Annotated in this window: 19 protein-coding genes and 1 tRNA gene; 15 read left to right on the top strand and 5 right to left on the bottom strand. The window is 69.6% G+C overall.

Annotation, left to right across the window (positions count from 1 at the left end):
* Positions 1-86 precede the first annotated feature (86 nt).
* From ACFQPS_RS00110 to ACFQPS_RS00080, 7 genes are all read left to right on the top strand, one after another.
* Complete coding sequence (locus ACFQPS_RS00110) at positions 87-980, top strand: hypothetical protein (RefSeq protein ID WP_377355393.1); 894 nt, start codon at positions 87-89, stop codon at positions 978-980.
* Positions 977-1,357, top strand: a complete 381-nt coding sequence (gene crcB / locus ACFQPS_RS00105) for a fluoride efflux transporter CrcB (protein ID WP_377355391.1) — start codon at positions 977-979, stop codon at positions 1,355-1,357. The genes ACFQPS_RS00110 and crcB overlap by 4 nt, the downstream gene beginning before the upstream one ends.
* Positions 1,354-2,364, top strand: coding sequence for an RluA family pseudouridine synthase (locus ACFQPS_RS00100; RefSeq protein ID WP_377355389.1), 1,011 nt, complete (start codon positions 1,354-1,356; stop codon positions 2,362-2,364). The genes crcB and ACFQPS_RS00100 overlap by 4 nt, the downstream gene beginning before the upstream one ends.
* A 407-nt stretch (positions 2,365-2,771) precedes the next feature.
* Positions 2,772-3,455: an HAD-IA family hydrolase gene (locus ACFQPS_RS00095; RefSeq protein WP_377355387.1), complete on the top strand. Its 684-nt coding sequence runs from the start codon at positions 2,772-2,774 to the stop codon at positions 3,453-3,455.
* 25 nt (positions 3,456-3,480) lie between these two features.
* Positions 3,481-4,176 carry an ATP12 family chaperone protein gene (locus ACFQPS_RS00090; protein WP_377355385.1) on the top strand — a complete coding sequence of 232 codons (696 nt, stop codon included), beginning with the start codon at positions 3,481-3,483 and terminating at the stop codon, positions 4,174-4,176.
* Between the two features lie 143 nt (positions 4,177-4,319).
* The gene (locus ACFQPS_RS00085) at positions 4,320-5,852 is read left to right on the top strand and encodes an acyl-CoA carboxylase subunit beta (RefSeq protein WP_377355383.1); all 1,533 of its coding nucleotides are present in this window, start codon (positions 4,320-4,322) and stop codon (positions 5,850-5,852) included.
* 37 nt (positions 5,853-5,889) lie between these two features.
* A complete protein-coding gene (locus tag ACFQPS_RS00080) occupies positions 5,890-6,192 on the top strand; it encodes an SCP2 sterol-binding domain-containing protein (RefSeq protein WP_377355382.1) in 303 nt (100 codons plus the stop codon).
* 109 nt (positions 6,193-6,301) lie between these two features.
* Here ACFQPS_RS00080 and cydB read toward each other — a convergent pair whose 3' ends face one another.
* Together cydB and ACFQPS_RS00070 are read right to left on the bottom strand one after the other, a co-directional pair.
* Positions 6,302-7,321 carry a cytochrome d ubiquinol oxidase subunit II gene (cydB, locus tag ACFQPS_RS00075; RefSeq protein ID WP_377355380.1) on the bottom strand — a complete coding sequence of 340 codons (1,020 nt, stop codon included), beginning with the start codon at positions 7,319-7,321 and terminating at the stop codon, positions 6,302-6,304.
* Between the two features lie 70 nt (positions 7,322-7,391).
* Positions 7,392-8,822, bottom strand: a complete 1,431-nt coding sequence (locus ACFQPS_RS00070) for a cytochrome ubiquinol oxidase subunit I (RefSeq protein WP_377355378.1) — start codon at positions 8,820-8,822, stop codon at positions 7,392-7,394.
* Between the two features lie 153 nt (positions 8,823-8,975).
* Between ACFQPS_RS00070 and ACFQPS_RS00065 the strand changes: the two genes are divergently transcribed.
* From ACFQPS_RS00065 to ACFQPS_RS00045, 5 genes are all read left to right on the top strand, one after another.
* Positions 8,976-9,302: a 2TM domain-containing protein gene (locus ACFQPS_RS00065; protein ID WP_377355376.1), complete on the top strand. Its 327-nt coding sequence runs from the start codon at positions 8,976-8,978 to the stop codon at positions 9,300-9,302.
* Positions 9,299-9,625, top strand: coding sequence for a YkgJ family cysteine cluster protein (locus tag ACFQPS_RS00060; RefSeq protein WP_377355374.1), 327 nt, complete (start codon positions 9,299-9,301; stop codon positions 9,623-9,625). Before ACFQPS_RS00065 ends, ACFQPS_RS00060 begins: the two co-directional genes overlap by 4 nt.
* A gap of 182 nt (positions 9,626-9,807) precedes the next feature.
* A complete protein-coding gene (locus ACFQPS_RS00055; RefSeq protein ID WP_377355534.1) occupies positions 9,808-11,808 on the top strand; it encodes an acetyl-CoA carboxylase biotin carboxylase subunit in 2,001 nt (666 codons plus the stop codon).
* Between the two features lie 16 nt (positions 11,809-11,824).
* Positions 11,825-12,112 (top strand): acylphosphatase, encoded by a 288-nt coding sequence (locus tag ACFQPS_RS00050; protein WP_377355373.1) that lies wholly within the window; start codon positions 11,825-11,827, stop codon positions 12,110-12,112.
* A 134-nt stretch (positions 12,113-12,246) separates the two neighbouring features.
* Positions 12,247-12,564 (top strand): hypothetical protein, encoded by a 318-nt coding sequence (locus ACFQPS_RS00045; protein ID WP_377355372.1) that lies wholly within the window; start codon positions 12,247-12,249, stop codon positions 12,562-12,564.
* Positions 12,565-12,622: 58 nt separating this feature from the next.
* Here the strand turns inward: ACFQPS_RS00045 and ACFQPS_RS00040 are convergent, their stop codons facing one another.
* From ACFQPS_RS00040 to lipB, 3 genes are all read right to left on the bottom strand, one after another.
* Positions 12,623-13,711 carry a ferritin-like domain-containing protein gene (locus ACFQPS_RS00040; RefSeq protein WP_377355370.1) on the bottom strand — a complete coding sequence of 363 codons (1,089 nt, stop codon included), beginning with the start codon at positions 13,709-13,711 and terminating at the stop codon, positions 12,623-12,625.
* Between the two features lie 176 nt (positions 13,712-13,887).
* Complete coding sequence (locus ACFQPS_RS00035; protein ID WP_377355369.1) at positions 13,888-14,097, bottom strand: hypothetical protein; 210 nt, start codon at positions 14,095-14,097, stop codon at positions 13,888-13,890.
* Entirely contained in the window at positions 14,094-14,831 is a 738-nt protein-coding gene (gene lipB / locus ACFQPS_RS00030; protein WP_377355368.1) for a lipoyl(octanoyl) transferase LipB, read from the bottom strand. Before lipB ends, ACFQPS_RS00035 begins: the two co-directional genes overlap by 4 nt.
* Positions 14,832-14,996: 165 nt before the next feature.
* On the opposite strand from lipB, the gene ACFQPS_RS00025 reads away from it, so the two are divergent.
* From ACFQPS_RS00025 to mgtE, 3 genes are all read left to right on the top strand, one after another.
* Positions 14,997-15,081 (top strand) — tRNA-Leu (locus tag ACFQPS_RS00025).
* A 334-nt stretch (positions 15,082-15,415) separates the two neighbouring features.
* Positions 15,416-17,728 (top strand): NADP-dependent malic enzyme, encoded by a 2,313-nt coding sequence (locus ACFQPS_RS00020; RefSeq protein WP_377355366.1) that lies wholly within the window; start codon positions 15,416-15,418, stop codon positions 17,726-17,728.
* Positions 17,729-17,736: 8 nt separating this feature from the next.
* Positions 17,737-19,179 carry a magnesium transporter gene (mgtE, locus tag ACFQPS_RS00015; protein ID WP_377355364.1) on the top strand — a complete coding sequence of 481 codons (1,443 nt, stop codon included), beginning with the start codon at positions 17,737-17,739 and terminating at the stop codon, positions 19,177-19,179.
* Positions 19,180-19,290: the final 111 nt, after the last annotated feature.

Below are 19,290 nucleotides of genomic sequence, written 5' to 3'. Positions count from 1 at the left end.
GGGCGAGGGCAGGGCCTGCCTCCGCCATCTTTGCTGGCGCTCCGGAAAGGCGCTAGGGTCGCGGCCGTTCCGCCGCCGAGCCCGCCATGCTGCCCGATCCGTTCCCTCCCGCCTTCGACCTCCATGTCGGCATCGACTGGACCGGCGCGCAGCCGGCCCGCGGCATCGCCATCGCTGTCGTTTCCCCCGCGGACCGGATCGTGCGGCCGGTGCCGCCGCCGGGCCGCCACTGGCGGCGGGAGGAGGCGGTGGACTGGCTGCTGGACCGGCTCGCGCAGGGCCGGCGCCTGCTGGTCGGCATCGACTGCGCCTTCAGCCTGCCCTGGGTCTCCGGCGCCGGCTATCTGGACGGCCGCGTGCCGGGGGTGACGGACCTGTTCGCGCTCTGGGATCTGGTGGAGGCGGCGGCCGGCGGCGCGCCGGACGATTTCGCGGGCGCCGTCGTCCACGATCCGCGCTTCGCGCCCAGCTTCTGGATCGCCGGGCCGACGCCGCCGCACTGGGGCGACGGCTCCACCAAGCGCCGGCGGGTGGAGGTGGCCGCCGCCGTCGGCGGCTTCGGAACGCCGGTGTCGGTCTTCAAGCTGGCGGCCGCGGCGAAGCAGGTGGGCAAGGCGTCGCTCGCCGGCATGCGGTCGCTGCGCCGGCTGCGGCGGGAGGCCGGCGACCGTCTCGCCGTCTGGCCGGCGGAGCCGGTCGGCGCCCGCTCGGTGGTGTGCGAGATCTACCCGACCCTGTTCCGCCGGCGCGCCGGGCACGGCACGACCAAGCTGCGCACCCTGGCGGAGCTGGAGCGGGCGCTCGCGGCCTTCGGCTGCGCATTGCCGCCCGGCTTTCCGGAGGGCTTTGACGACCATACGGGCGATGCCATGATCTCGGCCGCCGGGCTTCTGGCCCTTGCGGGCGCGGCGCGCGTCTGGACGGCGCCGGACGCGGAAGCGGCCCGGCGCGAAGGGTGGATATTCGGGGTGGACGCATGAAGATGATCCTGGCCGTGGCCGCGGGCGGCGGTCTCGGGGCCGTGGCCCGCTATCTGACGGGTGTCGGCCTCGGGCACTGGCTGGGCACCGCCTATCCCTGGGCGACGCTGACGGTGAACGTGACCGGCAGTTTCGCCATGGGCCTGCTGGCCGGTCTGGGCGCCCATGTCTGGCAGCCGGCCCCGGAACTGCGGGCCTTCCTGATGGTGGGCGTGCTCGGCGGCTTCACCACCTTCTCCAGCTTTTCGCTCGACGTTGCCCTGCTGGTCGAACGGGGTGCAATCGGCGCCGCGGCAGCCTATGTTGCGGCCTCTTTCCTGTTGTCGGTCGGCGGCCTGTTCGCCGGTCTGGCGCTGATCCGGACGGCGGTTGCATGAGCGAGAGTGAGAAGAAGCAGGTCGAGACCCGGCTGGTCGGGGACGACGAGGGCGAGGTCCGGCTGGACCGCTGGTTCAAGCGGCACTATCCGCTGCTCTCCCACATCCAGCTCCAGAAGCTGCTGCGCACGGGGCAGGTCCGGGTGGATGGCAAGCGGGCGGAGGCCAGCACGCGCCTGCTGCCCGGCCAGTCCGTCCGCATCCCGCCGCTGCCCGACGCGCCGCCGCCCGACGCGGTGCGGCCCAAGGCGCGGCCGGAGGTGGACGAGCGCGCGGCGAAGGAGCTGCGCGCCCGGGTCCTGTTCCGCGACCACGACGTCATCGTGCTGGACAAGCCCGCCGGGCTCGCCACCCAGGGCGGCACCAACCAGGTGAAGCATCTGGACGCCATGCTGGACGCCCTGAAGTTCGAGGCGGAGGGGCGGCCCAAGCTGGTCCACCGGCTGGACAAGGACACCTCGGGCTGCCTCGTGCTGGCGCGCAGCGCCGCGGCGGCGGCCAAGCTGACGGCCGCCTTCCGCTCCCGCGAGGCGCGCAAGATCTACTGGGCGGTGACGGTCGGCGTGCCCAAGCCCATGAAGGGCCGCATCGACCTGCCCGTCGCCAAGGAGGCCGGCACCCGCGGCGAGCGCATGACCGTGGACGAGGACGAGGGTGTCCACGCCATCACCTACTACACGGTGCTGGAGCACGCCCACAAACAGGCCGCCTTCGTGGCGCTGTGGCCGCGCACCGGGCGCACCCACCAGCTCCGCGTCCACATGGCCGCCCTCGGCACGCCGATCCTGGGCGACGGCAAGTATGCCGGCCAGGGCGCCTTCCTGGAGGGGGCGGGGGAGCTGCCGCGGCAGCTCCATCTCCATGCCCGCCGGATCATCCTGCCGCACCCGCGCGGCGGCGTCATCGACGTGACGGCCCCCCTGCCGAAGCACATGCGACCGGCCTGGGACTATTTCGGCTTCGAGGACAAGCGGAAGGACGATCCCTTCGCGGAACTGGAGTTCTGAGGTCGCGGCGCCGGTGGTCCGACCCGCCGGCACCGTGTTCCGGCCCCGGCTCCGCGGGCTTCAGCCGAACAGGTAGACGCCGTAGCCCAGGTAGAAGAGAACACCCCCGACAAGGCCGGCGACCGTCAGCCGGTCGGCCAGGGTTTCCATCTGGATCATGCGCGCGCGCTTCATCATGGGTCCGCTCCCGGCCGGACGCACCGCCCCGGCGGGAGCGCCCGTGCTGCAAGGGTCGATGCGATGGTTGGAGCGGTTCTAGGCGACCGTCTCGTGCCGGACAGTGACCGTCGTCACCGTCGCCGGACCGCGCGGTTCCGGCCTGTCCCGCCGTCCACGCGCGGGTGCTTCCGCCGTGGGCCGGGCGGTGCTATCTCAGCCGCAGTCTCCGTAGCCGGACCGGCCCGCCCGTGAAACTCGCCCTTTTCGATTGCGACGGCACCCTGGTGGACAGCCAGTACGCCATCGTCGCCGCCATGACGGCAGGGTTCGCCGCCGCCGGTCTTCCGGCTCCGCCGGCCGAGGCGGTGCGGCGGGTCGTCGGTCTGCCGCTGGTCGGGGCCGTGGCGAAGCTGGCGCCCCTGCTGGAGCCGGCCCTGCATGTGGAGATCGCCGAGGCCTACAAGGCCGCCTTCCACGAGAACCGTCTGCTGGCGCGGGTTCCCGAACCGCTGTTCCCCGGCGTGGTGGAGGCGCTGGACGCGCTGGAGGCGGCGGGCTGCCTGCTCGGGGTCGCCACCGGCAAGTCGCGCCGCGGCCTGCTGGCGACGCTGGACCATCACGGCCTGCGCGGGCGTTTCGTCACCTTGCAGACCAGCGACCTGCTGCCCGGCAAGCCGCATCCCGACATGGTCCACCACGCCATGGCCGAGGCGGGGGCGATGCAGGAGGAGACGGTGGTGATCGGGGATACCACCTTCGACATGCTGATGGCCCGCAACGCCCGCGTGCCGGTGGTCGGCGTCTCCTGGGGCTATCATGAGGTGGACGAGCTGACCGCCGCCGGGGCGGACCGGATCGTCACGGACTGCGCGGCCCTGCCGGCGGCCGTGCTCGCGCTGATGACACCGACGGGGTCGCCGGCCCTGAACTGATGTTCCGGAACGCAAGAAGGTCTGGATGAAGCGGGTCTACAGAGAGGTCGGGGTGGCCGCCGTCGAGGGCGGCTGGGAGGTCCGGCTGGACGGGCGCAGCCTGAAGTCGCCCGCGCGCGCGGCGCTGGTGCTGCCGACGCGCGCCCTGGCGGAGGCCGTCGCCGCCGAATGGGATGCCCAGACGGACACGGTGCAGCCGCAGTCCATGCCGATGATGCAGCTCGCCAGCACGACCGTGGACCGCATCGTGCCGCAGCGCGCCGCTATCGTGGACGGGGTCGCGGCCTATGCCGGCACGGATCTGCTCTGCTACCGCGCCGACCATCCGCGCTCCCTGGTGGCGCGGCAGGAGGAGGCGTGGCAGCCCCTGCTGGACTGGGTGGCCAGCCGCTACGACGCGGTGCTGCTGCCCACCACCGGCATCGTCCACCGGCCGCAGTCGGAGCTGACCCTGGCCGCCCTGCGCCGGGCGGTGGAGGCGCAGGACGACTGGCGCCTGTCGGGGCTGCAGAACGCGGTCGCGCTCTCCGGCTCGCTGGTCGTGGCGCTGGCGCTGCTGGAGGGGCGGATCGACGCGGAGGAGGCCTTCGCCGTCTCCCTGCTCGACGAGGCGTGGCAGAGCGAGACCTGGGGCGAGGACGCCGAGGCGGCTGCCCGCCGCGCCGCGATCCGGGCCGACCTGGGGGCAACGGAGCGGTTCCTTCACCTGCTCGCCGGATAGGCTTGCCGCAATGACAATGCGCGCCGTCCGCCGTGCGGGAATTTTCATTGCACCGCAGTTGGCAACCTAACGTCCGGATGCTATGCCAACCGTCGCGCCGTGACGGTTGGCCCGGCGCAGTCTCAGAGGAAGATCAAGGGATCATGCAGGAGATTCTGGCCAAGCTCGAGGCGAAGCGTGCGGCTGCGCGCCTGGGCGGTGGTGAACGTCGGATCGCGGCCCAGCACTCCAAGGGCAAGCTGGCCGCCCGTGAGCGCATCGATGTCCTGCTCGACGAAGGCTCCTTCGAGGAGTGGGACATGTTCGTCGAGCATCGCTGCATCGATTTCGGCATGGATGCGCAGAAGGTGCCCGGCGACGGCGTGGTCATCGGCCACGGCACCATCAACGGCCGTCTGGTCTTCGTCTTCAGCCAGGACTTCACGGTCTTCGGCGGCTCGCTGTCCGAGGCGCATGCCGAGAAGATCTGCAAGGTCATGGACCAGGCGATGAAGGTCGGGGCGCCCGTCATCGGCCTGAACGATTCCGGCGGCGCGCGCATCCAGGAAGGCGTGGCCTCGCTGGGCGGCTATGCCGAGGTCTTCCAGCGCAACGTGCTGGCCTCGGGCGTGGTCCCGCAGATCTCGCTGATCATGGGGCCGTGCGCCGGCGGTGCCGTCTACAGCCCGGCCATGACCGACTTCATCTTCATGGTGAAGGACAGCTCCTACATGTTCGTCACCGGCCCCGACGTGGTGAAGACGGTGACGCACGAGGTGGTGACGGCCGAGGAGCTGGGCGGGGCGGTGACGCACTCGCACAAGTCCGGCGTCGCGGACATGGCGTTCGAGAACGACATCGAGACGCTGCTCCAGACCCGCCGCCTGTTCGACTTCCTGCCGCTCTCCAACCGCGAGCCGCCGCCGGTGCGCCCGACGCCCGATCCGGCGAACCGCGAGGAGATGTCGCTCGACACGCTGATCCCGGCGAACCCGAACAAGCCCTACGACATGAAGGAGCTGATCCTGAAGGTCGTGGACGAGGGCGACTTCTTCGAATTGCAGCCGGACTACGCCAAGAACATCATCACCGGCTTCGGTCGCATGCAGGGCGCCACGGTCGGCTTCGTGGCGAACCAGCCGATGGTCCTGGCCGGTTGCCTGGACATCCAGAGTTCCATCAAGGCGGCGCGCTTCGTCCGCTTCTGCGATGCCTTCAACATCCCGATCGTCACCTTCGTGGACGTGCCGGGCTTCCTGCCGGGCACGGCGCAGGAGTATGGCGGCATCATCAAGCACGGGGCGAAGCTGCTGTTCGCCTATGCCGAGGCCACGGTGCCCAAGGTCACCGTGATCACCCGCAAGGCCTATGGCGGTGCCTACGACGTGATGGCGTCCAAGCATCTGCGCGGCGACGTCAACTACGCCTGGCCGTCCGCCGAGATCGCGGTGATGGGGCCGAAGGGGGCGGTGGAGATCATCTTCCGCCAGGACATCGGCGATCAGGCGAAGATCGAGGCGCGCACCGAGGAATACCGGGAGAAGTTCGCCAACCCGTTCGTGGCCGCCAGCCGCGGCTACATCGACGACATCATCCGGCCCCACGGCACCCGCCGCCGCCTGTGCAAGGCGCTGGCAATGCTGAAGAACAAGAATCTCCAGAACCCCTGGAAGAAGCACGATAACCTGCCGCTCTGACCATCGTCAGGGGGCCCAACAGGAGGGAGAAACGTCCATGTCGCTGCAACAGATCCTGACCGAGATGCAGTCCAGTTCCAGCCGCTTCAACGGCCTGAACTCGACCGTGAAGTTCGATTTCGGGGACCAGGGCAGCATCTTCATCGATGGCACCAAGACCCCGCCCGTGATCACCGAGGGCGGCGAGGATGCCAAGTGCGTCCTGAAGATCAGCCTTGAGGACTTCATGAAGCTGCAACACGGCCAGCTCTCGCCCATGATGGCCTTCACCATGGGCAAGCTGAAGGTGCAGGGCGACATGGGCGTGGCGATGAAGCTGTCCACGATGCTGGACGACTGACCTTTCCGGCGGAACGGCTGCCGCTCCGGCGGCGGATGACGGGCGGCGGCTTCGGCCTGCCGCCCTTTCCGTTTCGGGCACCTTCCGGCACCGGCGGGCGGGAGGCGCCTCAATGCTGGTAGCCGGCCCCGTGGCGGACCTTGCCGCGGAAGACCCAGTAGGTGAAGGCCGTGTAGAGCAGGGTGGTCGGGATCAGGAAGGCCAGCCCGACCAGCAGGAAGACCTGGCTTTCCGGCGGGGACGCGGCATCCCAGAGGGTGAAGGCCGGCGGCACCAGATAGGGCCACAGGCTGATCGCCAGCCCCAGATAGGAGAGCAGGAACAGCGCCATCGCCAGGACGAAGGGCGCCGTCTCCCGCCGTTGCCGCAGGGCGCCGGCCAGCGCCGCCGCTACGGCGGCCGTGACCAGCGGCACCGGCGACAGATAGTAGAGGTTCGGCAGGCTGAACCAGCGTTCGCGGATCGCGTCGCTGTGCAGCGGCGTCCACAGGCTGACGACGGCGATGAAGACCAGCACGCCCAGCAGCGCCAGCCCGGCCACCCGGTAGCACCAGTCCTGTAACGCCCCGTCCGTCTTCATCACCAGCCACGCCGCGCCCAGCAGCGCATAGCCCGACACCAGCGCCACGCCGGTCATGACGCTGAACGGCGTCAGCCAGTCGAACAGGCCGCCGGCATAGTCCCGGCCCTCGACCTCGAAACCCTGGATGAAGCCGCCCAGGATGACGCCCTGCGCGAAGGTGGCGAACAGCGAGCCGAGGTGGAACGACCAGTCCCACAGCCGCCGGCTGGTGTCGGCCTTGAACCGGAACTCGAAGGCCACGCCGCGGAAGATCAGCGCGATCAGCATCAGCAGCAGCGGCAGGTAGAGGGCCGGCAGCAGTACCGCATAGGCCAGGGGGAAGCCGGCGAAAAGGGCGGCCCCGCCCAGGATAAGCCAGGTCTCGTTGCCGTCCCAGATCGGCGCCACGGAGTTCATCATCAGGTCGCGGTCGGCATCCCCGTCCGGCGCCCAGGGAAACAGGATGCCGACCCCCAGGTCGAAGCCGTCCAGCAGGACGTACATGAAGACCGCGAAGGCGCCGATCCCGGCGAAGATCAGAGTCAGGTCCACGTCGATGCCGCTCATGCCGTCTCTCCGTCAGGTCCCCGGGATCATGCGGGTCTGGATCATGCAAGCCTGGATCATGCAGGAGGGCTCACTCGGCCGGGCGGTGCCGGAAGGGAGCGGGTCCCTCCGGCGGGGCGTCCAGCCCTTCCTCCGCCTTGGAAAGGGGGCGCTTCGGCCGCCCGGCGGTCGGGTCGGCGGGCTGCACCGGACCGCCGGGGCCGCGCTGGAACAGCCGCACCAGGTAGTAGGTCCCGGCACTGAAGACGATGCAGTAGACGACGAAGAAGGTGATCAGGGAAGCCAGCACCCCCGGCCCCGTGATGGCGGGGGAGACGCTGTCGGCCGTGCGCAGCAGGCCGTACACGGTCCAGGGCTGGCGACCCACCTCCGTCGTGATCCAGCCGGCCAGGATGGCGAGAAAGCCGATGGGCGTACACCAGACCAGGGTGCGCAGGAACCAGCGCGTGTCGTAGAGCCGACCCCGATAGCGAAGCCAAAGGCTGTATCCCCCCACCGCCAGCATGATGAGGCCCAGCCCCACCATGACGCGGAAGGAGAAGAAGACGGGCAGTACCGGCGGCCGGTCGGCGGGCGGCACCTCCTTCAGGCCGGTGACGACGCCGTTCCAGTCGTGCGTCAGGATCAGGCTGCCCAGGTTCGGAACCTCGATGCTGAAGCGGTTCGTCTCCGCCTCCTGGTCGGGCAGGGCGAACAGGATCAGGGGCGCGCCGGCCCGCGTCTCCCAGTGCCCCTCCATGGCGGCCAGCTTCGTCGGCTGGTGTTCCAGCGTGTTCAGTCCCGAGAGGTCGCCCACCACCACCTGCGCCGGCGCCAGCACGGCGATCAGGCCCAGCGCCATCGACAGGCCGATGCGGGCATGGTCCTGGTGCCGGCGCCGCAGCAGGTGCCAGGCGCTGACCCCGGCCACGACGAAGGCCGTCGTCAGGAAGCAGGCGATCACCATGTGGAAGTAGCGGGTGGGGAAGGACGGGTTGAAGACGATGGCCCACCAGTCCGCCGGGAACAGGCGCCCGTCGCGCAGCTCGTAGCCGGCGGGCGTCTGCATGAAGCTGTTGGCCGAGAGGATCCAGAAGGCGGAGATCAGCGTGCCCAGCGCCACCATGCAGGCGGCGAAGAAATGCACGCGCCGCGGCACCCGGTCCCGCCCGAACAGCAGGATGCCCAGGAAGGTCGCCTCCAGGAAGAAGGCGGTCACGACCTCGTAGTTGATCAGCGGTCCCAGGATGTTGCCGCCGATGTCCGAATAGCGGCTCCAGTTGGTGCCGAACTGGTAGGACATGACGATGCCGGAGACGACGCCCATGCCGAAGGAGACGGCGAAGATCTTCGTCCAGTACTCCGAGAGCTGCCGGTAGATGTCCCGCCCCGTCCAGATCCAGCGTCCCTCCAGCACGGCGATCCAGGTGGCGAGCCCGATCGTGAAGGCGGGGAACAGGATGTGGAAGGAGATGGTGAAGGCGAACTGGATGCGGGCGAGAAGAACCGGATCGAGTTCCATGGCGGCAGACCTCGCGGAACCGGGTCGGCGCTCCGGGCGGGAGCCGTGACCCTGGGGCAGGCGTCGTCGTCGGGCCTGAAACACCCCGGAAGGGGGGCTTCGTTCCCGGGCGCGATGCCGCTGTGCGGAAACGCCGCAAGGGAAGGGTGGACGATGGCGGCGATGCGTGGCGGCCGGCGGCGCGGGGCGCTACAGTCGGCCCGCCGTTCCGCCCACCCGCCCCGCAACCAGGGTCCGATCCTGATGCCGATCCGCGACGCCGATCCCGGTTCCGATCCGGTAGCCCGCGCCCGCCACCGCCGCGGCACCCTGCTGAACCACCTGATCGTCTATTTCGGCACGATGGTGGTGCTGGTCCCGGTGAACTTCCTGACGACGCCCGACACGCCCTGGTTCCTGTTCCCGCTGGTGGCCTGGTTCGCGCCCTTGGGCCTGCATGTCGCCTGGGTCATGGGCCTGTTCGACCGGCCCCGGTCATGACGGCCCCGGTCGTGACGGACCCCGCCGACACCGGCGCGGCTGCCGCCGTACCCGACTGCGAGAGCTGCGGCGCCTGCTGCGCCTATTCCTGGGAATGGCCGGCGCTGCTGGGACCGGGCGACGGTGCCGGCATTCCGGACTATTTCATCGAGGACGGGCGGATGCGCTGCGACGGCGACCGCTGCTCCGCCCTGGCCGGCATGCTGGGCGAGGCGGTCCACTGCCGGGTCTACGATGACCGGCCGCTGGTCTGCCGCGAGTTCACCGCGGGCAGCGACGACTGCCGCGAGCTGCGCCGGCTGTTCGGCTTCGACTCGGGCTGAGCCGCCGCCCGGCCGTCAGCCGGCGGTCGGCGATGGTGTCCGGCCGGCGACGGCATGCAAAAGATGCACGGGGCAACGACCGTTCCGACTGGTCCCGACATTGACATTGGCACCCGAATTGGGTGCATTTCCGGGCACCCGGCGGGTAGCCGGTGGAATAGATGAAAAAGGCCAGGCTCGAAATGTTCTCCAAAATTCTGATCGCCAACCGCGGTGAGATCGCCTGCCGCGTCATCAAGACGGCACGGCGGATGGGCATCAGGACGGTGGCGGTCTATTCGGAGGCGGATGCCGGCGCGCTGCATGTGGAGATGGCGGACGAAGCGGTCGCCATCGGTCCGGCCCCCAGCGCCCAGAGCTATCTGGTGGCGGACCGCATCATCGAGGCGTGCCTCCGGACCGGCGCCCAGGCGGTCCATCCGGGCTACGGTTTCCTCTCCGAGAAGGCGGAGTTCTGCGAGAAGCTGAAGGCCAACGGCATCGTCTTCATCGGCCCCGATGTCCATGCCATCGGCGCCATGGGCGACAAGATCGAGTCGAAGAAGCTGGCGAAGACGGCCGGTGTCTCCACCGTTCCGGGCTATCTGGGCGTCATCGCCGATGATACCGAGGCGGTCGCCATCGCGCGCGAGATCGGCTACCCGGTGATGATCAAGGCGTCCGCCGGCGGCGGCGGCAAGGGCATGCGCGTCGCCTGGAACGACGCCGAGGCGCGCGACGGGTTCCGCAGCGCCACGAACGAGGCCCGCTCCAGCTTCGCCGACGACCGGGTGTTCATCGAGAAGTACATCATCGATCCGCGCCACATCGAGATCCAGGTCCTGGCCGATGCGCACGGCAACTGTGTCTATCTGGGCGAGCGCGAATGCTCGATCCAGCGCCGACACCAGAAGGTGATCGAGGAGGCACCGTCGCCCTTCCTGGACGCGGCGACCCGCCGCGCCATGGGCGAGCAGGCGGTGGCCCTGGCCAAGGCGGTCCAGTACCGCAGTGCCGGCACGGTGGAGTTCATCGTCGACAAGGACCGTAACTTCTACTTCCTGGAGATGAACACCCGTCTCCAGGTGGAGCATCCGGTGACGGAGATGGTCACCGGCCTCGACCTGGTGGAGCTGATGATCCGCGTCGCGGCCGGGGAGAAGCTGCCCTTCACCCAGCAGGACGTGACGCTGACCGGCTGGTCGATGGAGGCCCGCGTCTACGCCGAGGAACCGACGCGCAACTTCCTGCCCTCCACCGGCCGGGTCACCCGCTACCGCCCGCCGGCGGAGGCGACGAACCCCGACGGCACCGTCGTCCGCGTCGATACCGGCGTGTACGAGGGCGGCGAGATCAGCATGTTCTACGATCCGATGGTCGCCAAGCTGATCACCTACGGCCCCGACCGCGCCGCCGCCATCCGCGCCATGGGAACGGCGCTGGACGGGTTCGAGATCCGCGGCGTCGGCCACAACATCAGCTTCCTGGCTGCCGTGATGCAGAAGGAGCGGTTCCGCGACGGCCGCCTCTCCACCAACTTCATCGCCGAGGAATTCCCCGACGGATTCCACGGCCTGAGCCCCGATCCGGAGACTCTGCGCCGCGTGCTGGCCGTGGCGCTGTTCTGCCAGCGCCGTCTGGCCGAGCGCGACGGCATGGTCAGCGGGCAGGTCTGCGGCCACGGCCGGCGCACCACCGACAACTGGATGGCCCGCTGCAACGGCGAGAACCATCCGGCCGCCGTGCACCCGCACGACCAGGGGGCGACGGTGGAGATCGGTGGCGAGACGCTGGATGTCGCCAGCGACTGGGAGCTGGGCCACACCCTCTGGACCGGCACCGTCGGCGGCCGGTCGATGGTGGTGCAGGTGGAGCGCCAGGGCATCCGCTGGAAGCTCTTCCATGCCGGTTCGACCTTGAGCGTGGAGGTGCTGACCGCCCGCACCGCCGACCTCGCCGGCCGCATGCCGGTGAAGCTGCCGCCCGACATGTCGAAGTTCCTGCTGTCGCCGATGCCGGGCCTGCTGGTCAGCATCGCCGTCAAGGAGGGCGACAAGGTCGAAGCCGGGCAGGAGCTGGCCGTCGTCGAGGCGATGAAGATGGAGAACATCCTGCGCGCCGACGCCACCGGCATCGTGAAGAAGGTCTATGTCCAGAAGGGCGCCAGCCTGGCCGTGGACGAGAAGATCGTGGAGTTCGAGTGAGCCGGAGGCCGGCGGCATGAGCGGCGGACGCACCGCGGTCCTCGCCCGCATCACCGGCCGGGTCCAGGGCGTGGGCTACCGTGCCTGGACCGTCCGCCGGGCGGCGGTGGCGGGGCTCGACGGCTGGGTCCGGAACCGGGCCGACGGCAGCGTCGAGGCGCTGTTCGTCGGCCCCGCCGCGGCGGTCCAGGCGATGCTGACGGACTGCGGGAGCGGTCCGCCGGCGGCCCTGGTCGCGGAGGTGCGGACGGAGCCGGCGGTCGACCCCGGCGCTACCGGCTTCGGACAGCGCCCGACGGCCTGACCGTCGCCACCGTCGCTTGCGGTGGTGCGCCAACCTTGGATTGATATTGATTGCCCCCTCTTTCGGGTTTAGGATGCATTGCCTTCACAAGCAACGCGGGGGCGTGTCCTATGTGGGGCTGTGTGCTGGTCTGCATGATGGTTGTCGGCCTGATGGGCCTGCTGTCGTTCAGGGCGGACCGGCGGCTCGACCCGGCGGACTGGCTACCCATGCAGTGGGACCTTGACGGGCAACCGACCTGGAGCGCGCCCCGCCGTGTCGCCCTGTTCTTCACGCCTGCGCTGGCGGCCCTGATCCTGACAAGCCTGCTCTGGATCACAAGCCCCGTGGGCGACAGCATGCTCGGGGCGGTGCCGTTGCTCGTCATCGTCTGCTTTGCCTTCGTGGCCGCCCACCTGCTGCATCTGAGCCTGCTCGCCCAGCGCCAGAAGCCCGGGTCGCATCTCGGCTAGGGGGCCGCTCCCGCACGGCCCCCGCCTTGCGCGTCTCTCCTGCGCCTCTCCCTCCGGCTCAGTCCGCCTCGCCCTGGGCGATCGCCTTCTCCAGGTCGCGCAGCCGCTTCTCCGCGTCGAACTCTTCGGCCACCTTCTGGTCCTGGGCCAGCATCTCGGCGCTGTCGATCTGCGAGAACATGATGACGCCCATGTCCGTGTAGGTCTTCTGCACCCGCGGACCCCACAGGCCGATGTCGCGCACGGTGGGAACGATGCGGGAGAACAGGAAGGTGCGGAACAGCCGCATCGCCTCCGAATGCTCGGCATGCTCGCGGATCTCGTCCACCGGCAGGTCCAGGTGCTCCAGGATCTCGAAGCCGGTGAAGCGGTCGCGCATCAGCCAGCAGGCCTCCTGCACGAACTCCTCGCGCTCGTCGCGCTCCTTCTGGGTCAGGTGCGGGTAGTAGTCGCGCAGCGCCAGCCGGCCGAAGGCGACGTGCCGCGCCTCGTCCTGCATGACATAGGCGTTGATCGCCGCGGACAGCGGGTTCTGCGAATAATCGCGGATGCGCTGGAACGCGGCCAGGGCCAGCCCCTCGATCAGGATCTGCATGGCCAGATAGGTGAAGTCCCAGCGCCGGTCGCTGATGGCCTGGTCCAGCAGGGTCTTCAGGTGCGGGTTGATCGGATAGGCCAGCTCGAACTTCTCCCGCAGCAGGCGGGAATAGGCCTCGACATGCCGCGCCTCGTCCGCGACCTGGGTCGCGGCGTAGAACTTGCTGTCGATGTCCGGCACGGTCTGCACGATCTTGGCCGTGCAGATCAGGGCTCCCTGTTCGCCGTGCAGGAACTGGCTGATCTGCCAAGCCTGGGCGTGGTGGCGGAAGCGCCGCCGCTCCGCCACCGTCATCCGGTCCCACATCGGGGTTCCGAAGATCAGCAGCGACTCGTCCGGCAACTGCATCGGATTCTCAGGATCCAGGTCCTGGGACCAGTCGATGCGGTCCGAAGCGTCCCACTGCTGCCGCTTGCCCTTGTCGTAGAGGGCGAGCAGCGACCCGCGCATGTCGTCGTAGTCCCAGGTGAAGGCGGTCTCGGCACCGCCCGGCACGAACCACTTCGTCTGCTCCACGGGCAGGGTGTAGTTGATCTGCGTCGCGGCCATCGGATGTCTCCTCCCATTGTTCCGGGCGCGGCTCATGACGGGGGTTGTTTCCCCCTTGTCGCCGGCTCCGGTGCGGAGCCGACGGGCCGCCCTCCTGATCCTGAAAGGAGATTAGAGCAATTACCCTAATCCCGCCAGCCCGATTCGCGGACCGGTCCCCCAGCCTTCCGGCAGGCTCAGCCGCGCCGTTCCAGCAGTCCCTGGATGCGGGCCAGATGGGCGCAGACGCGGCCCAGGCCGAGCAGGACGAAGCCCAGCAGCAGCCCGATCAGGCCGGGGGCGAAGGTCTCCACGGTCGGGCTGGTCAGCAGGAACAGGCTGACGAAGACGCTGCCGCCGCCGACGGCGTACAGCACCAGGGCCGTGATGGAACGGTCGTCCCTCATACTGCCCGCCCCCCGCAGGTGCCCGGACCGTCGCCGGCCATGAACAGCGCCTGGAAACCGTCGCGCAGGGCGGCGTCCACCTCCGGCAGGCTGAGGATGTGGCCCAGATCGGCCAGGGAGGTGACGCCGTGCTCGCGGATGCCGCAGGGCACGATGCCGTCGAAATGCGTCAGGTCCGGCTCCACGTTCAGCGCGACTCCGTGGAAGCTGACACCCCGGCGGACGCGGACGCCCAGGGCGGCGATCTTCGCCTCCCGCCCCGGCCGGCCGTAGGGCGAGAGATCGACCCAGACGCCGACCCGGCCGCAGCGGCGCTCCCCCCGCACGGCGAACTGCGCCAGCGTCCGGATCAGCCATTCCTCCAGCCGCCAGACGAAGTCGCGCACGTCGCCGCCGCGGGCCTGGAGGTCCAGCATGACATAGGCGATCCGCTGGCCGGGGCCGTGATAGGTGAACTGGCCGCCGCGGCCGGTCTGGTAGACCGGGAAGCGGGACGGGGTCAGCAGGTCCTCCGCCCTGGCGCTGGTGCCGGCGGTGTAGAGCGGCGGGTGCTCCAGCAGCCACACCGTCTCCGGCGCCGTGCCGGCGCGGATGGCGGTGACACGCTCCTCCATGAAGGCCAGGGCCTCGGGGTAGGGGACCGGCGCCTCGCTGATCCGCCATTCGACGGGCAGGCCCTCCTGGGGGGGCCTGCCTGCCGTGGTCCTGTCCGCCGTCTCGTTGTCCGCGTCCATTCTGGGTCCGTTTCGAGCCATGCCGCGGGCAGGGATGTGACCTCCGCTGCGGCGAAAAGGAAGGGGTGAGGGAATGGCTTGATCAGCCGTCCGGGATTTGCTATCTCCCCCGACACCCGCCGGCAAGGCCTACCAGCCCGCCGGCGTTCGCTTCAGGACCAGTGTGCGGTCGTGGCGGAACTGGTAGACGCGCAGCGTTGAGGTCGCTGTGGGGCAACCCGTGGAAGTTCGAGTCTTCTCGACCGCACCATTCCTTCTCATGTCCTGAACGCACCCGTCCTGCATGGCCGGTATCAGAGGCTCCCCCGCGATCCGCGGCGGTGACCTCTCCGGCCGGGGCGGCCTCAGCCCCGGCACCTTTCCCGACCGGCCCCACTGCACAACTGCAAGTCCTCGCTCCTGTGGGCCGGCGTTCCGCGCGATGGCCGGTCGCGCCGGATGCAACCGGCCGCGCCGCAAGGCCGTCGCCACCGCTTCCAGGCGCATCCCCGCTGGACATTCCCGCCTTCCCCGGCCTAAGCAGGAACACCTCCGCACGCGGTGGCGCGGGGGCAGAATTCCGCCCGAACCATGGGGTCCCCGGCATGTCCGACACGTTCCGCGACGCGGCGCTCGACTACCACCGGCTGCCGACTCCGGGGAAGATCAGCGTCACCGCCACCAAGCCGCTCGCCACTCAGCGCGATCTGGCGCTGGCCTATTCGCCCGGGGTCGCGGCGGCCTGCGAGGCCATCGTCGCCGACCCGGCGGAGGCCAGCCGTGTCACCGCGCGGGGCAATCTGGTGGCCGTCATCACCAACGGCACCGCCGTGCTGGGCCTGGGCCCCATCGGCCCGCTGGCGGCCAAGCCGGTGATGGAGGGCAAGGGCGTCCTTTTCAAGAAGTTCGCCGGCATCGACGTCTTCGACATCGAGATCAACGAGACCGACCCCGACCGGCTGGTCGACATCATCGCGGCGCTGGAGCCGACCTTCGGGGGCATCAATCTGGAGGACATCAAGGCGCCGGAATGCTTCCTGGTCGAGCGCCGGCTGCGCGAGCGGCTGAAGATCCCCGTCTTCCACGACGACCAGCACGGCACGGCCATCATCGTCGCCGCCGCCATCCTGAACGCGCTCGACCTGACCGGACGCGACATCCGCACGGTGAAGCTGGTCGCCAGCGGTGCCGGTGCCGCGGCGCTCGCCTGCCTGGACCTGCTGGTCGATCTCGGCATGCCGGTGGAGAACATCTGGGTCAGCGACATCGCCGGCGTCGTGTATGAGGGGCGGCGCGAGCTGATGGACGAGCGCAAGGCCCGCTACGCGAAGCGGACCGAGGCGCGCCGGCTGGGCGAGATCATCGACGGGGCGGACATCTTCCTGGGGCTGTCGGCGCCGCGGGTGCTGGCGGCGGAGATGGTGGCCCGCATGGCCGACCGGCCGATCGTGCTGGCACTCGCCAACCCGACGCCCGAGATCATGCCGGAGGAGGTGCGCGCCGTCCGTCCGGACGCCATCATCGCCACCGGACGCAGCGACTACGCCAACCAGGTCAACAACGTCCTCTGCTTTCCCTTCATCTTCCGTGGGGCGCTGGATGTCGGCGCCACCGTCATCAACGAGGCGATGAAGATCGCCGCCGTGCATGCCATCGCCCGTCTCGCCAAGGCGGAGGCGCATGACGTGGTCGCCATGGCCTATGGCGAACAGCCGCCCGCCTTCGGGCCGGACTACCTGATCCCCCGGCCGTTCGACCCGCGCCTGATCATCGAGATCGCGCCGGCAGTGGCGAAGGCCGCCATGGACAGCGGCGTGGCGACCCGGCCGGTGGAGGACTTCGCGGCCTACCGCGAGCAGCTCGGCCAGTTCGTCTTCCGCTCCGGCCTGCTGATGAAGCCGGTGTTCGCCCGCGCCAAGGCCGATCCCCGCCGCATCGTCTATGCGGAAGGGGAGGAGGAGCGGGTGCTGCGGGCGGCCCAGCAGCTCGTGGACGAGGGGCTGGCGCGGCCGATCCTGATCGGTCGGCGCGACGTGGTGGCCCGCCGGCTGGAACGGCTGGGCCTGCGCATCCGCGTGGACCAGGACGTGGATCTGGTCGATCCGACCTCCGATCCCGCCTTCACCGACTACTGGCAGACCTATCACGCCCTGATGGAGCGGCGCGGCGTCAGCCCCGACCGGGCGCGTCAGGTGCTGCGCACGAACACCACGGTGATCGGCTCGCTGATGGTGCGCAAGGGCGATGCCGACGCCCTGATCTGCGGCACCTTCGGCCTCTACGACTGGCACCTGAAGCATGTGCTGGACGTGATCGGCCTGAAGCCCGGCGTGCGGGTGCCGGCCGCGCTCAGCGTCCTGATCCTGACCCGCGGCACCTTCTTCCTGGCCGACACCTACATCACCCCGGACCCCGATCCGGACGAGATCGCCGAGATGACGGCGCTGGCCGCCGAGGAGGTCCGGCGCTTCGGGCTGGCGCCGAAGGTGGCGCTGCTGTCGCATTCCAACTTCGGCAGCCACAACGACGATTCGGCCGTGAAGATGCGCGAGGCGCTGCGCGAGATCGAGCAGCGCTGCCCCGGCCTGGAGGTCGAGGGCGAGATGCATGCCGATGCCGCCCTGTCCGAGGAGATCCGGCTGCGCATCTTCCCCAACTCGCGGCTCAAGGGGCAGGCGAACCTGCTGATCATGCCGAGCCGCGACGCCGCCAACATCGCCTTCAATCTGGTGAAGGTGCTGGGCGAGGGGCTGGCCGTCGGCCCGGTCCTGCTGGGCGCCAGCCGGCCGGTCCATATCCTGACGCCCAGCGTCACGGTGCGCGGTATCGTCAACATGTCGGCGCTGGCCGTGGTGGACGCGCAGATGCATGCCGCCGGCGAAGGGGCCGCCGTCCCATCCGCCACCGCCGATGCCTGAGGGCCGCCATGCCGATGAGCCAGGGCCTGGACGAGCGGTCGCCCGAGGAGCGGCAGGAACCTCCTGACCGGGAGCGCGAGCGGGAGCGCAGCCGCGAGACGGATGAGCAGGAGGCCCGGCTGCGCACCGTGCGCGGCATGCTGGAGGCGGAGGAGGCGGACGGTCTCGCCGCGCTCCTGGCCGACTGGCACGCCGGCGACGTGGCGCACCTGATCGAGCAGTCGGACGCGGAGGAGCGCGGGCGACTGGTCGCCCTGCTGCGGCCGTCCTTCGATGCCGAGATCCTGGCCTATCTGCCGCTCGACCTCCGCGACGAGGTCGTGGCCCTGCTCAATCCCAAGGAGCTGGCCGCCGCCGTCGCGGAACTCGACACCGACGACGCCGTGGACGTCATCCAGGACCTGGATGACGAGGCGCAGCAGGCGATCCTGGAGAACCTGCCGGCCGACACCCGCGCCCTGGTCGAGGAAGGACTGACCTTCCCGGAGTCGTCCGCCGGCCGCCTGATGAGCCGGGAGTTCATCTCCGTCCCCCAGTTCTGGACCGTGGGCAAGCTGGTGGATCACCTGCGCGCCGAGGCGGGGAACGAGGACAGCGCTCTGCCGGAGCAGTTCTACGACATCTTCGTCGTGGACCCGATGCACCGCGTCATCGGCGCGGTGCCGCTGTCCCGTGTCATGCGCTCGAAGCGCACGGTGCGGCTGATGGACATCCTGACCAAGGATATCCACAGCTTCTCCGCCACCGCCGACCAGGAGGAGGTGGCGCGCAGCTTCCGCCGCTACGGGCTGGTCTCCGCCCCCGTCGTGGACAGGGCCGGCCGTCTGATCGGCGTGGTCACCGTGGACGACGTGGTGGACGTGATCGAGGAGGAGGCGGAGGAGGACATGCTGCGCCTGGGCGGCGTCGGCGAGGGTGACCTCTACCGTGCCGTGCTGGATACGACGAAGTCCCGCTTCTCCTGGCTGGCGATCAATCTCGTCACCGCCATCGTCGCCTCCGTCGTCATCGGTTTCTTCGAGGCGACGATCGCGCAGGTGGTGGCGCTGGCGGTCCTCATGCCGATCGTCGCCAGCATGGGCGGCAATGCCGGCACACAGACCCTCACGGTGGCGGTGCGGGCGCTGGCGACCCGCGAGCTGTCGGAGGCGAACGCGGCGCGCGTGATCGGCAAGGAGATGCTTGTCGGCACCGCCAACGGTGCCCTGTTCGCCCTGCTGGCCGGCGGCATCGCCTATCTCTGGTTCCGTGACCCGCTGATCGGGCTGGTCATCGGTATCGCCATGATCGTCAACATGATGTGCGCGGGGCTGTTCGGGGCTCTGATTCCCTTCGCCCTGCACCGGATGAAGATCGACCCGGCGGTCGCCTCCAGCGTCTTCCTGACGACGGTCACCGACGTGGTCGGCTTCCTGGCCTTCCTCGGGCTCGCCAGCCTCATCCTGCTCTGATCCCCGTCCGGATTCAGCCATCCCACCTAGAGCATTTCCGTCCTTGAGGCAATCGCGGGGGATTCCCATGCGTGGGTAACTGTGATTCAAGATGCTGGCTGGAGAGGAGGC

The organism is Rhodocista pekingensis (assembly GCF_042665545.1).
GTDB lineage: Bacteria > Pseudomonadota > Alphaproteobacteria > Azospirillales > Azospirillaceae > Rhodocista > Rhodocista pekingensis.
This window is presented reverse-complemented; position numbering and strand designations above follow the sequence as displayed.